We start from the raw sequence: 14,231 nt of genomic DNA, 5'->3' as shown, positions 1-14,231 counted from the left end.
CAGTAGGAGTTCCATATACTCAATACACATTTACAGCAACTGGAGGAACAGGGAACAAGACATACTTTGTAACATCAGGAAACCTACCAGCAGGATTGAACCTTTCAGAAGATGGAGTTTTGTCAGGAACACCAACGGAAGCAGGAACAAAGACATTTACAGTGACGGTAAATGATGATGGAGTGTGTGAACCATCAGATAGCCATGAATATACAATTATAGTGAGCCCTGCAAAGAGCACGGTAGCAACGGTAACATCAGAAAGTTACACAGTAAGTACTGGTGGAACAGGAGATGAAACAATAACAAATGTAGCATATGGGACAACAAAAGCAGACTTTATAGCAGCCATAACAAAGGGAGAATCCCATGAGAGTTTTGATGAAGCATTACTGCATGATACTGTAGTAACTGGAGATAAGCTAGTAGTGACGGCAGAAGATGGAACAACGAAGGTGACATATACGGTAACCGTGAACCCTGCAAAGAGCACGGTAGCAACGGTAACATCAGAGAGCTATATAGTAAGTGCAGCAGGTACAGCAGATGAAGGCATAACGAATGTACCTTATGGAACAACAAAAGCAGACTTTATAGCAGCACTGACTAAGGGAGAATCTCATGAGAGCTTTGACGAAACATCACTACATGATCCTGTAGTAAGTGGAGACAAGCTAGTAGTTACGGCAGAGGATGGAACGACAAAGGTGACGTATACAGTAATAGTAAATGCAGCAACAGCACCTACAGTATTTACAGTAAACCAGCCAACAAGTGCAGATAATGGAGTAAATGATGATGGAAAAAGTAGTGTAACAGTAACCTGGACAGATTCAACAACAGCAGCGGTAGATCACTATGAAATAGTAGCAAAGGTAGGAGCTGCACCAGGAGTTAGTGATACAGTGGCAGGAGAGACAAGTATAACAAAAGGAATACAGACAGCTGCCTTTGACTGGACAGCAGGAGAAAACCTATATGTAGGAGTGGTAGCAGTAGATGCAAATGGGTTAAAGACACTGTGCAGTGGAACGACAGCGAATGTAACGGTAGAAGCAGACGGACATACAGCATCAAAGAGCACGGTAGCAACGGTAACATCTACAAGTTACACAGTAAGCACAGCAGGTACAGGAGATGAAACAATAACAAACGTACCATATGGGACAACAAAAGCAGACTTTATAGCAGCCATAACTAAGGGAGAGTCCCATGAGAGTTTTGACGAAGCATTACTGCATGATCCTGTAGTAACTGGAGATAAGATAGTAGTAACAGCAGAGGATGGAACAACAAAGGTAACATATACCGTTTCAGTAAATGCAGCACCGCCAGCACCAAAGAACACGGTAGCAACGGTAACATCAGGAAGTTACATAGTAAGTGCAGGAGGAACGGCAGATGAAACAATAACAAATGTACCTTATGGGACAACAAAATCAGACTTTATAGCAGCACTTACTAAGGGGGAATCTCATGAGAGTTTTGATGAAGCATCACTGCATGACCCAGTGGTAAGCGGGGATAAGATAGTAGTAACAGCAGAGGATGGAACAACGAAAGTGACATACACAATTACAGTGAATTCTGCACCAACTGCTGCAAATGCATCAAATAATACAGTAAATTTGAGTACAAGTAATATAACAGCAGGTGGAAACATAACCATAACAGCAGTAGGAGATAGACAGGAAGCGTCAGGATCAATAGTTGGAGACGAGAGATATATACCAAATACGTGGACATCTACAGAATCAGGGAAAGGCGGCAGTTTTAGCTTTAATGGGACAAGTTATAATGCAAATTATGTAACAGGTACTGCGGGAAGCTATACAATAACTGTGAATTATAAAAAGCAAAGCTGGAATGGAAGTAGTTGGGTAGATGTTCTAGGAATATCAGACAGCAAGACAGAGAATGTAACCGTAAATGCTGTAGTACCACCTAATCCAGAACCAACACCTGTAGAAACAACAGGTAGTGTAGTAGATGACTCTGGAAAATCTGTTCAGGGAATAAAAGCACAAGTAACCACAGAAACAGACGGAACTAAAACTGTGGCAGTAAAATCTCATGATGCTATAGTATTAAGGACACCAGATGGTACAGTGTCACCTTTAACGGATATTTCTGGGTTAAGTTTTTCAACAACAGGAAACACTAATGTTACATTGTCATCGGATGGAACTATTAAAGTTAAAGATTTAGCAAATGGTACGCAATCAAAAATAAATGTAACACTTGATGTAGGCAATGGTCAGAAGATTGTTATTGGAACGATTGATGTAAAAGTTTCCGAAAGTGGGGCTGTAAGTATAACTAGTACGTTAATTGACCCTTATGGAATAATAACTGATTCAGTTACAGGAAAGATAATTGACGGAGCAAACCTAACGCTTTATTATGCAAATACAGATAGAAATAAGGCAAATGGGAAAACTCCAGATACAGTAGTATCGCTTCCAATTATAGATGACTTTAAGCCAAATAAAAATGAAAATCCACAAGTGAGTGATGCCAGTGGGGCTTATGGCTTTATGGTATTCCCTAATACGGATTACTATATAACAGTAGATAAAGAAGGATATGATAAATACACAAGTTCTACCATTTCTGTAGAACAGGAAATTGTGAAATTTGATGTCAAAATGAATAAATCAGTTCCGGCACCGCAAAATTCAAGCATAAATCCAGGCACTGCAGATTTTGATAAGAATATAGGAAAGCAGGCAGATGTAAATACAACTTTAACGCTGAATGGAAATACCTTAGTAAGTATTGCAAATGGAGATAAAATCTTAGTAAATGGAACAGATTATACAATAACAGATGATGCAGTAATTATAAAGAAGGAGTATTTAGCAGCTCAAAATACAGGAACTGCAGCCCTAACATTTAATTTTAGCGGAGGAAATCCTCAAACTTTATCAATTACAATAAAAGACACAACACCTTCTTCAAGTGGAGGTTCAGGCGGTAGTGGAGGTTTACCATCAACACCAGCTAATATACAATTAGAGAGAATATCAGGACAAAACAGGGTTGATACAGCTATAGCAATTGCCAAGGCAGCTTATAAGGATAAGGTTTCAAATGTAATACTTGCATCGTCAGGTGACTATCCGGATGCGTTAGCAGGAAGTGTACTAGCACATAAGCTAAAGGCACCAATACTACTTGTTGGAAACAGCATGGAGGATAGAGAAAAAGTATCAGCTTATTTGAAGGAAAACATGAATCAAGCAGGAAATATATATATTCTTGGAGGAAATTGTGCAGTAGATCCGGATGTAGAAGAAAAGTTGGAGGCGGATGGCTTTAAGAATATCCAGAGATTAGGTGGCAAGGACAGATATGAAACAAATGCAAAAATTAATGACATGCTAGCAGTAAAAGAAGGAACACCAGTAATTATTGTATCAGGAGAAAGTTATCCAGATGCAATATCAGTAAGTAGTGCAGCAGCAGCAAATCAGTACCCTGTATTATTGGTGAAAAAAGATGAAATATCTGATTACGTAAGAAAAAAGATTTCAGATATAAAACCAGATAAGATATATATTATAGGGCTGCAAGGAGCTGTAAGTGATACAGTAGAAAATCAAGTTGTCCAAACTGCAGGTATAGATAAGTCAAAAGTAGTGAGAATAGGTGGAACAGATAGATTTCAAACTTCTCTTAATGTTGCAAAGTATTTTAGTTCGGATGCAGATATAGTATGTGCAGCATCAGGTAATAATTTTCCAGATGCGTTAGCAGGAAGCACTTATGCAGCAAATAGCAATGCACCAATATTGCTAATTAATACTAGCTTAAGTAATGAAGAAAATTTATTTTTGCAGAGCTTAAAGCTAAAAGAGGTAACTATTTTTGGTGGAACAGGAGCAGTAAGCAAGGATGTTGAAAATGACTTATCAAAGATAACTGGCAAGTAACAAGAAAATAAATTTAGAAAGATGACATACAGGTGTCATCTTTCTTTTTATATAATGTTTAAGAAAGGATGTGCTTAATAATGAAAAAAGAAATACTTGCATTTATTTTTGATGGATATGCTGATTGGGAGAATGCTTACATATGTTCGGAACTTAATGCACCAGAAACAGGATATGTTGTTAAAACTTTAAGTTTTGATAAAGAACCTAAGATATCAATGGGAGGCTTCCATACCATTCCAGACTATTCTATAAATGACTATCCTAAGAAATTTACAATGCTTTTATTAATTGGCGGAAATGCATGGATGGAAAAGAAAAATAATAATGTTAAACCTATAGTTGATTATGCACTTGATCATAATATTCCAGTAGCAGCAATTTGTGGTGCCACCTTTTTTATGGGCGAAAATGGTTACTTAGATAATAGAAAACATACAAGTAATACATTAGAATTTTTGAAATCTCAGTCACCTCATTATAAAGGAGATAGTAATTATGTTGAGAAACAGGCAGTAAGTGATTCCAACGTCATTACTGCAAATGGAACAGCAGCATTAGAATTTGCTAAAGAAATTATGCTATATTTAAAGGTTAAACTTGAAGATGAAATTAATAAATGGTATGAGTTTCATAAACATGGAATGTATCAAAAGTAAATTACACTTAAGAAAAATAATATAATTATGATTATTTAAACCTGGATATATTTTTAAATATACATTTATAATCAAAGGCGTTATAAATGTATATTGCACTTCCAGCCAAGGATAATACCAATAGGCTATATATGATTATAAAAATTATTTTACTATGTTTGTCCACTTTATAATAAGAATCTGTTTTATACCTAATGGTAAAATTATACGTTTGATAAGCACCTGCTGCCATAATAAAAAGTAATATTATCTTACTTTTTAAATTATTTACTGATATAAATAGATATATTAAAAATGGAAATCCAATATAACATAGAATAGGAGATATTGATTCAACTATATGTCCGCCATCAAGAGGCTTTATAGGTATTAAATTACTCAAATTTATTGTTATTGCAGTGAAACTTAATGCTAAAAAGGTATAGTCTCCTGTAATATAATAAATTATATAGCAAATAAGACCAAGTATCCCTCCTAATAATGGTCCTCCCAGTGCAATAAGTGCATTTTCTTTGCAATTCTTAGGATCTTCATGAGTTATATATGCTCCAATAGGGGTGAACCCTCCAAAAGTGACATTCAGTTTCAAAAACTTTGCTGTAATGTAATGGCCCAGTTCATGGACAATAAGAATAGATAGATATCCTACTGCATATTTAAAATTTATAGCAAATCCTAATATTAAAACTGTGAAAGAAATTATTAAAGTATTTAATAACATTTTTCTAACATCTAGCTTTTTATTTAAATTCTTTTTTCCTATCATTTATATAGCTCCTTATATAATTTAAATGGAACAAACATTAAAAACATGCTGCTATATCCACTTAAATTATAGTCTCATATTGATTTATTTTATTTTTTCTTTGACTTTATTATATTATATAAATCTACAAAAATGTCTAAAATCATTTCATAATTATGAGTTGAAAATCGTATAAAATATTATTGACATATATATCGGGAGATGATATATTAGTATATATCGTATGACGATATAACGGAGGATGATAGATTTGGACAATAGTACACCTTTAACAGAGGCTTCATTTTATATTTTATTGGCGACACAAAAACCAAACCATGGATATGGAATTATTCAGGATGTGAGCAAAATGACAGATGGAAGGGTAACGTTGGGGCCGGGGACCTTATACGGTGCTATTAATTCAATGCTTAAAAAAGGATGGATTAATTTATATAGTGAGGATACAAAATCAAGAAAGAAAAAGGAATACCTGATTACAAATACGGGAATAGAAGTATTAAAAAAAGAAGTCAATAGGCTGGAGGAACTTATAAATAACGCCAAAAGATGGATGATTAGGGGGAGATAATATATGTTAAAATTTAAATTGTATTATGACAAAGATGCAGAAGAAGCTTGGCTAAAAAAAATGTGTTTAGATGGATGGGAATTTAAAAAGTTTTTTCTTGGATTTTATACTTTTAAACCATGTGAACCTGGAGAATACAATTATCAAATAGATTTACTTGATAATTGGAAAGGTGATACAGTTGATTATTCATCTTTTATGAGTAATGTAGGAGTACAAGTTGTAGGTCAATGGTGGAGATGGGTATATTTGAAAAAGAAAGCATCAGATGGTCCTTTTGAAATGTATACAGATGTGGAATCAAAAATTGCTCAATACAGAAGGATTGGAAATCTTTTTAAAGTGTTTTCCTTTGTAGAAGCTATTTGCTTTTTTGTGGAACTAATAGGAGCAGTTAATACAGGTGACTATATCCTTGTAATATTTACAGTATTACTTGCAGCAATATTTTTGACAATGATAAGAATTGTATGGAAGTGTAAATTGAAAATTGAGAAATTTAAACGAGAAGGAATGTAGCCAATAATATAGCAATTAAAAATTCAATCTTGCATAAAGAATACCTTTTTTAATTGCTTCTGCTAATCCTTTAGGATTTTCCCAAGCCATTGAATGTCCTGCTGCTTTTACAATTTGAATATTTATATTGTGTTTTTTAAGCTCAATTTGGTCATCATCTGGAAGAGATTTTTCGCCAAATATAAATGTCTTTTTACAATTAAGTGAATATAGAATCTCACGCCATGATGGATTTCCTCCCTCAACTGCAGATTTTGAAATTCTACTAATTGCTGTAGATGAACAAACTGATAATGCTGCTGTCCACATAGAATTATGGATAGCATTTTCATTTATAACTTCATCAAATATGCTATTCACAAAGTCGTCTTCTCTAAAACTTCCAAATTTATAACTTGATGAATCTTCACTGCTTTTATCTAGATTTGCTTCGCTTAAAATAATTGTCTCAACACTATCTTTGCATTTATCTGCAAGTTCAATTGCGATAGGTCCACCTAAACTATGTCCAAAAATAATAAATTTATGTAGATTTAAACTCTTAACAAAATTACATAGGTATTCTGCATGTTCTTTTACAGTATACAAATAATTATCAGGTTTATCGCTAAAGCCACTTCCAAGCAGATCTACTAATATTCGTCTGTGATTTATTAAATCAACCTGTGCAGCTACTTCTGGATAATCAAATGATCCGGCACATCCTAAGCCATGAATAAATAGTATAGGTGTGTCTTCACCAGGAAAATCATGATATCTCATTTTATTTTTTAAATTGTCTACTATGTATTCTTTCATAAAATCCCCCATATAAAGTGATAAATGTTTTTTAGATGCAAACCCTGAAACAAATTCATTATAACATATTTATTGATACTTTTTGAGTTTAAGAATTAATATTAGCGTCCATAAAACTGTAGATATTTTTCAATATTTGATTTTATATATTCAGCACTGTGATTACCACAAAATACATGATTTTGAGAAGTTATGCCTTTTTCCTTCAATATTTTATGTAAAATTGAACAGCCTTCATAAAAACCACCTTCGTCCTTATCTCCAGCGTCAAGATATACATCAATATCAGGAGAAATATTACTGCCTCTGGCAATATGTATGGGATCATATTTTTCCCATATATCCATGTCTTTGAAATATGGTTTGTCTTCATCTTCAAGTTTCAGTTCTAAAGCAGGCATATGTCCTCCAACTTTTGAAAACATAGATTGATGTCTCAGGGCATTGTGAAGGGCTGCATAGCCACCAGCAGATATTCCACCTATGTATCTTCCTTCCCTATCTTTTATGGTATTGAAGGTTTTATCTGTTAGGGGTATTATTTCTTTTATAAAATAATCTTCATACATTCCAAGATTTATGACTCTATTGCTATTCACGGGATCGGGTACTTCTTTACAGATTAAGGATGAATTCAAGCCGCGGCTGTTTTCATATCTTGGACATACAATTATAATAGGTTTTATTTTTCCGCTATTTATCATTTCATCGGCTTTAGTATCTATACCCAGCTCAAGAAGTATATTTTCATTTCCACTTCTTCCATGTAGAAAATATAATACAGGCAGGGGAGCTGGGTCATTATGGACTTTAGGCAAATATACCGACACAGCCATTTCTTTACGAAGTATATTACTGTAAAAATTTATTTTTTCTACTTTTGATTTTTTCACTTTTTATCACCACTTTAAAAATTTTTATGTTCATTAATAGAAGGTACTTGTATTATAATAATTGTATTGGCGGTATAAAGCAAGAATTGTATTGCTGAAATTTAGCACAATTTTGATATAAGAATATAGGCATGAAAGATTTATAAACTTATTATTATAGAAAAATTAGGTATCAAAAAAGAGGTGAAGGTTGTGAAAGTAGATTACGCAGATAACTGCGATTTTCAGAGTTGGATAGATTTGCTGGAGCTTGTTAAAGAAAGCTTTCCTGGACTAGATTTAAAAGAATATAAAAATGTGCTGCACCAAAGTATTTTGAATCAAGAGGCATTAATTGCAAAAAATGATAAAGGAGAATTAGTAGGGGAACTAATATTTTCAAGGAAGAATTGTGAACTTGCATTTCTTGCAATTCATCCAAGGCACAGAAAGAAGGGAATTGCGACAAATTTAATACAGCATATGTTTGATTTGTTCCCTAAAGGTACAAATTTAAAAGTGATAACTTACCGTGAAGGTGATGTAAAAGGTATAGCTGCACGAAAATTGTATCAGAGTATAGGTTTTATTGAAGGAAAATTTATTACAGTTTTTAATTACCCGTGCCAAGAATTAAATTATATTATTTGAGCACTGTCCATACCTGATGGCCTGGATTCTATTTTGGATGTATGAAAAATTGATTATTGACTGATGCCTTGGGTACTGGTTTATACTATGAATAGTATCTAAGGGGGAATTTTTAATGAAGATAAGTGAAGTTATGGAGATCACATCTCTTACAAAAAAAGCCATAAACTATTATGAAGAAAATGGACTTATCAGTCCTTCAGTAAATAAGGAAAATAACTACAGGGATTATACTAAAGAAGATATTGAAAAATTAAAGCAAATCTCTGTTTTAAGAAACTTTGATATACCAGTAAAAAAGATAAGAGAAATATTAGTGAACCCTAAAGAAATGGAAAAGATATTTACAGAACATTTAAATAAGATAAAGTCAGAAATTTTAAATATGGAAAGATCCAAGGACATTTTCCAGCTGTGCATAAATGACATTAATTTTCCAAATTACGATATAGGCAAAGTTACTGATGACATGATGCTGCTAAAAAGAAGTCTTGACATGAGTGAAAGAGAAAAAGAAGGATATATGAAAAAAGAGCTGATACGTATCTTTCCTGGATTTTTTGGTAGATACATCTGTTTGAAGTATTCAAATTACCTTGATGAGCCAATTGACAGCAGAGAAAAGGAAAATGCCTGGATTCATCTTGTTAAAATACTTGACGACAGTCATGAGCTAAAAGTTAATAAAGAAATATTAGAAAGCATGGAATCAGATGAAATTGATTGGAATTTGCTTGAAGAAATAATTAAAAATAGAGATAAAGATTTTTATTCAATGAATGAAGAAGACATTCAAAATTATGTAGATAATTTGTATGATGCTGAGCTAACCGAAACTGATTTGAAATTATTAGAGCAGTTTATAAGTTATGCAAGTTCTAAGGATAATATAAAATATATGAACGATTTACTTAAATTAATAGATGAAGATTTAAAGGTACTCAGTTCAAAGTACAAAAAATTTCAAGAAAATCTTTCATCAGTTAATTGTGAAATGAAAAAAGTGTATACAGAGTGTTCTAAGGTTAGTGCTGATGAAATTGAAAATAATATGGGGATAATTACTTTACCTGAAATGACTTTTGTTGGCTGTGAATATAAAAAAATTATTCCCACTGGCAAAACACCTAAACTAGTTGAGAATTTTAGAAAAAGAATTAATGAAATTAGCAATGTAATAAATACTGGTGATATTTATACAATAAATGGAATAGATAGTCTTCCTCAATATGAAAAGCCTAAAACTTTAATTCACAAATTCAGATTTTCATTTATAGTAGGGGTACAAGTTTCAAAAGCCGAACAAATACCGAAAGATATGCAAGTATTTACTATACCTTCTCATAAGCATGCCTGGTATACTACTTCAGAAGGAAGTAAAAATTTAAAGAGCTTTATGAAAAATGAAATACCATTAATTACATTCATTTCCCAGGCGTATAAAATTGTTAAGTTTCCTGTGTTGACGTTATACAGCAGTGATTATAAAGGTACCAGGGAGTCAGCTGTTTATAACTATATGCCGGTAGAATAGAGGGAACGTACTTGATTTAGGTACGTTCTCAAATTTTTAAAGCTTTTTTATTTTAATTCGCACTTTATTTTATTTATTATAGTATTATCAGAAATTGTAAATAAATTATCTATAAGATCAGTTCTAAAACTTCCTATACCAGTAACATGCTGAGAAAGTTTCCCGCATATTCCCATAAGCGATACAGCTAAAATAGTACCACCAAATATATCTAAGGAAGAAATATAACTTGCTATAAGTGCAGTAACCATACACCCTGTACCTGTTACCATTGAAAGCATTTCACAGCCGTTTTTTATTAAATATGTTTCGTTGCCATTAGTTATTACATCTACTGCACCAGTAGCTGCAATAACAGAATTTGTTCTAAGGGATAGTTTTTTTACAATTTCTATATTTTCATCAAAGTTAGCATCTGTTATCCTATCACATTCTCCTGCATCTATTCCTTTTGCATTGCTTTCTATACCACAAATTGCTCTTATTTCAGATAAATTACCTTTGATGACATCTGGATGACACTGAGAAATAAATTTTTTTGCATAATTAAGCCTCAATTTACTGCAGCCAACACCAACAAGATCAATTACTTGTGGAATCCTCTCTTTAAAAGCCGTTTTACCTGAAATCAACATGGATTTCATTCTAACATCGGTTATATTTCCAAGGTTAACTCCAAGTGCGTTAGAGGTAGATGTAATTTCAGAAACTTCTAGAGGATGTTCGGCCATAATAGGTTTTGCCCCAATAGCAAGTATTACATTTGCACAATCATTTATTGAAATTGGATTTGTAATATAATGAATAAGAGGTTTTTTTATTTTAACATTGCGTTTTATTTGCAATAGGTTGTTTATCGGTATCTGTTGATTTGTCATAGACTTTTACCCCCAAGTCTTTCTGAATCTTTATAAGCATTCCATTTTTGCTTAATGCTCCTAAAAAAATAAAGGCAATTGTTCCACCAATAATTGTAGCAGTAAAGAATAAAGGAATATAAAATATAAGTGAAAGTCCTTTTTTGCCCCAGAAATATGTCATAATAGGCGATGAGACAACAGCACCTATAATACCTGTTCCGATAACTTCACCTAAAACTGCAAAAATCAAAGTATTCTTAGATATTCTATATAAAAATCCTGCTAAAAAAGCTCCAAAAACAGCACCTGTCAAAGCTAAAGGTGGAATTCCCATAAGAAACATTCTTATAATTCCAATACAAACAGCACAAAGCAGCGCATACCAAGGTCCAAAAAAAACTGCACATGTAATATTTATAACAGAAGACATAGGACACATTCCTTCTATACGAAGAATTGGCGAAATGACAACTCCCATTGCCACCATCATTGCCAGCATAAGTTTTTTTAATAGTTTCGAGTTTCTTTCCATAATAAAATACCTCCATAATAATATTTATTTTCTAGAGTTGTCACATAGGAAATAAACATCATTATTGTAGGCATAATTTTAGAGTAACCAAATAGCAATTCCCTATATGACAAATCATATTGGTCGGTCGAAGCTCAAAAGCTTCCTCTCACCTTGAAACACAAGTTCCCTCGCTATTTAGTTGTACTTTTTAAAGCCCCGGGCGCTCCCCCAATGCTTTTTAAATATAAAAAATGGAACATACCTTGTAAGGCACATTCCATCTACACTCATAAAACATACAAAAACAGCATAAATTAAATATTTCCTTACGTCGGCATTATCCGAATCAAGTTATAGGTCGAAGCATATACTTCCTCTCAGCATGCTTAAGCATGCTCCCTTTTTATGAAAATCATACCATATGTTTTCCATGTATGCAAATTTTTTTTGCTTTATTATAAATATTTTTTAAATCCTTTAACGACATCATTGTTATATCCAATTGATTCATAAAATTTATGAGCATCTTTCCTCTTGAAAGCCGATACTAACATGGTAAAATAGCAGTCTTTCTTCCTAGCAAAGTTTTCAATAAAAGTCATTAGAGTCTTTCCTATTCCCATCCTTCTACAATTATTTTTTACAATTACATTCTCAACAACCATAAATGGCTTACATTCGCCGCCAAGGTCCTGGCAAATAATACCTAATAATGAGCCAACTAAATTATTATCACTATCTTTTGCTCCAATTAATATATAGTTTTTATTTGAATTAATTAATGTAAACTTATCCTTGAATTTTTGTAAATTCGTTTTTTTACCTAAAAGTTCCTCATATAAATTTGATAATTCATTTAAATCATCATATGTTATCTTAGTTATAGTAACCAAATTTATTTCACTTCCTTTTTTAAATTCTAAGTTCACATCATATTATAGTTTAGAATTTTACATTTTTTATTGCTTTTACTGCTGTAAATATTGTTTAAAATGCTTTGAAATAAATACTATACAGAAGGCCATTCTTAAAAATTTTTACCGTGTACATCTGCAGATGACTGATCTATTTGTGTGCTTTTTTTATTATGCATTCTAAAAGCAGTGAGCACTGCTCCGAAGGCACATACAATAGTCAGAACAATATATACATATCTCATTCCATATACAAAAATATCATCTCTTCCTGTAACATAATCTGTCACACGATATCCAATTTTAATGCTCATGAAACTATATAGGAGACTCGTGGAAAGTATAATTCCTATAATTTGTCCTAAGTTTCTCACAAGAGAATTGACACTGCCGGCTATTCCCAGTTCATTTTTAGGAACTGTTGACATTATGAGTGAATTATTTGAAGGTTGAAACAGTGATTGTCCTAAAGCTAATACAACAATATAAATTATAATCTTTGTTATAGAAGAATATTGATTTAAAAATGACAGGAATATAAAACTTATACTCATAAGCAAGAGTCCTAAAAAACTTAAAAGCTTGGATCCTATTTTGTCTGACAAGTTTCCTGAAAGCGGAGAAATCACAGCCATGACTAGCGGCTGTACCATCATTATAAGACCTGTTATATTAGAGTTTAGTTTCATTGCATCCTGAAGATAAAAAGGTATTATAATTGTTGAAGCACTTAGACAAATGAATGAAATAGATGCACAAAACAAGCTTAGAGAAAATACATTGTTCTTAAAAATTTTCATTTGTATGAGAGGTTTTTCTATTTTATTTTCTAATACAATAAATACTGCTATAAATAGAATGGATACAATAAATATTGTAATTATAACAGGATTCTTATATCCGACCTTCTGCCCTTGAATCAGGGAACCAAATAAAAGTACCATTGACAGGAAAATAAAGGTTGATCCTTTTACATCAAGTTCACTATTTATTTCTTTATTTTGGGTTTTACTATGAGGCAATACTTTTAAAGCAGCGATAAATGCAATTACCCCGATAGGTACATTGACGAAAAATATATAATTCCAGCTTAGATAGTAGGTAATAAATCCACCTGCAGGTGATCCTATTAAAGTTCCAAGGGCAACAGAAGATGCCAAAATTCCAAGGGCTTTTCCTCTTTCATTTCTTGGGAAAACCTGAGTTATAATACCTTGATTGTTGGCCATGTAAGCTGAAGCACCAATGCCTTGTATAATTCTAAATATAATAAGCTCTGTAAATGAAGTTGAAATGCCGCACATGAAAGAAGTGATAGTAAAGACAACCATTCCAAATTTAAATACCTTCATTTTGCCTATTATATCACCTAGTCTTCCAAATATTAAAATAGTTGAGCAAATTGAGATGATATAACTTGCTACAACCCATTCTATAGACACCATGGGTACTGAAAGTTTTTTTGACATTACAGGTAGAGCTACATTCACAATATTAGAGACAAGACAGGACATAAAAGTCATAGATATAACAACAAGTAAGATTCCGTATTTATTTTTATATTCCATGTTAGTTAGATAACCCCTTTCTTTTTAAAACAGTAGTATTTTATTGATATTTACTAGTGAAACATCTAGA

The 14,231-nt window shown here is 32.6% G+C and carries 13 protein-coding genes and 1 riboswitch; of the genes, 6 read left to right on the top strand and 7 right to left on the bottom strand.

What is annotated here, in order from left to right; all coding sequences use genetic code 11:
* On the top strand, nt 1-3,935 hold a 3,935-nt coding region (locus CLRAG_RS13060; protein WP_207644817.1), incomplete at its 5' end, for a cell wall-binding repeat-containing protein.
* Nucleotides 3,936-4,015: 80 nt separating this feature from the next.
* Nucleotides 4,016-4,594: a type 1 glutamine amidotransferase family protein gene (locus CLRAG_RS13055; RefSeq protein WP_065078832.1), complete on the top strand. Its 579-nt coding sequence runs from the start codon at nt 4,016-4,018 to the stop codon at nt 4,592-4,594.
* Between the two features lie 31 nt (nt 4,595-4,625).
* On the opposite strand, the gene CLRAG_RS13050 is transcribed toward CLRAG_RS13055, so the two are convergent.
* Nucleotides 4,626-5,360, bottom strand: a complete 735-nt coding sequence (locus tag CLRAG_RS13050; protein ID WP_065078831.1) for a site-2 protease family protein — start codon at nt 5,358-5,360, stop codon at nt 4,626-4,628.
* Between the two features lie 250 nt (nt 5,361-5,610).
* Here CLRAG_RS13050 and CLRAG_RS13045 point away from each other — a divergent pair, with 250 nt between their 5' ends.
* On the top strand, nt 5,611-5,931 hold the full coding sequence (locus CLRAG_RS13045) for a PadR family transcriptional regulator (RefSeq protein WP_065078830.1): 321 nt from the start codon (nt 5,611-5,613) through the stop codon (nt 5,929-5,931).
* Nucleotides 5,932-5,934: 3 nt separating this feature from the next.
* Nucleotides 5,935-6,450: a DUF2812 domain-containing protein gene (locus tag CLRAG_RS13040; RefSeq protein WP_065078829.1), complete on the top strand. Its 516-nt coding sequence runs from the start codon at nt 5,935-5,937 to the stop codon at nt 6,448-6,450.
* Between the two features lie 15 nt (nt 6,451-6,465).
* On the opposite strand, the gene CLRAG_RS13035 is transcribed toward CLRAG_RS13040, so the two are convergent.
* Nucleotides 6,466-7,248: an alpha/beta fold hydrolase gene (locus tag CLRAG_RS13035; protein ID WP_065078828.1), complete on the bottom strand. Its 783-nt coding sequence runs from the start codon at nt 7,246-7,248 to the stop codon at nt 6,466-6,468.
* 101 nt (nt 7,249-7,349) lie between these two features.
* Complete coding sequence (locus CLRAG_RS13030) at nt 7,350-8,141, bottom strand: alpha/beta hydrolase (protein ID WP_065078827.1); 792 nt, start codon at nt 8,139-8,141, stop codon at nt 7,350-7,352.
* A gap of 192 nt (nt 8,142-8,333) precedes the next feature.
* Here CLRAG_RS13030 and CLRAG_RS13025 point away from each other — a divergent pair, with 192 nt between their 5' ends.
* Nucleotides 8,334-8,771 (top strand): GNAT family N-acetyltransferase, encoded by a 438-nt coding sequence (locus tag CLRAG_RS13025; RefSeq protein ID WP_013240132.1) that lies wholly within the window; start codon nt 8,334-8,336, stop codon nt 8,769-8,771.
* A gap of 115 nt (nt 8,772-8,886) precedes the next feature.
* A complete protein-coding gene (locus CLRAG_RS13020) occupies nt 8,887-10,305 on the top strand; it encodes a MerR family transcriptional regulator (RefSeq protein ID WP_065078825.1) in 1,419 nt (472 codons plus the stop codon).
* A 47-nt stretch (nt 10,306-10,352) separates the two neighbouring features.
* Here CLRAG_RS13020 and thiM read toward each other — a convergent pair whose 3' ends face one another.
* The 4 genes from thiM to CLRAG_RS13000 form a co-directional block, all read right to left on the bottom strand.
* A complete protein-coding gene (gene thiM, locus CLRAG_RS13015; RefSeq protein WP_065078835.1) occupies nt 10,353-11,150 on the bottom strand; it encodes a hydroxyethylthiazole kinase in 798 nt (265 codons plus the stop codon).
* Entirely contained in the window at nt 11,128-11,697 is a 570-nt protein-coding gene (gene thiW, locus CLRAG_RS13010; protein WP_065078824.1) for an energy coupling factor transporter S component ThiW, read from the bottom strand. Before thiW ends, thiM begins: the two co-directional genes overlap by 23 nt.
* A 288-nt stretch (nt 11,698-11,985) precedes the next feature.
* A riboswitch (TPP riboswitch) is annotated at nt 11,986-12,091 on the bottom strand.
* Between the two features lie 43 nt (nt 12,092-12,134).
* Nucleotides 12,135-12,572 (bottom strand): GNAT family N-acetyltransferase, encoded by a 438-nt coding sequence (locus CLRAG_RS13005; protein WP_065078823.1) that lies wholly within the window; start codon nt 12,570-12,572, stop codon nt 12,135-12,137.
* Between the two features lie 134 nt (nt 12,573-12,706).
* Complete coding sequence (locus CLRAG_RS13000) at nt 12,707-14,161, bottom strand: MFS transporter (protein WP_065078822.1); 1,455 nt, start codon at nt 14,159-14,161, stop codon at nt 12,707-12,709.
* Between the last annotated feature and the right edge of the window lie 70 nt (nt 14,162-14,231).

This window comes from Clostridium ragsdalei P11 (assembly GCF_001675165.1).
GTDB classification, from domain to species: Bacteria; Bacillota; Clostridia; order Clostridiales; family Clostridiaceae; genus Clostridium_B; species Clostridium_B ragsdalei.
The sequence above is the reverse complement of the archived record's forward strand: the minus strand, read 5'-3'. Positions and strand labels throughout refer to the sequence as shown.

Coding starts and splice junctions, on each gene's coding strand:
- CLRAG_RS13035 (WP_065078828.1), bottom strand. CDS start 7,248: ATGAAAGAATACATAGTAGACAATTTAAAAAATAAAATGAGATATCAT.
- thiW (WP_065078824.1), bottom strand. CDS start 11,697: ATGGAAAGAAACTCGAAACTATTAAAAAAACTTATGCTGGCAATGATG.
- CLRAG_RS13000 (WP_065078822.1), bottom strand. CDS start 14,161: ATGGAATATAAAAATAAATACGGAATCTTACTTGTTGTTATATCTATG.
- CLRAG_RS13055 (WP_065078832.1), top strand. CDS start 4,016: ATGAAAAAAGAAATACTTGCATTTATTTTTGATGGATATGCTGATTGG.
- CLRAG_RS13050 (WP_065078831.1), bottom strand. CDS start 5,360: ATGATAGGAAAAAAGAATTTAAATAAAAAGCTAGATGTTAGAAAAATG.
- CLRAG_RS13040 (WP_065078829.1), top strand. CDS start 5,935: ATGTTAAAATTTAAATTGTATTATGACAAAGATGCAGAAGAAGCTTGG.
- CLRAG_RS13020 (WP_065078825.1), top strand. CDS start 8,887: ATGAAGATAAGTGAAGTTATGGAGATCACATCTCTTACAAAAAAAGCC.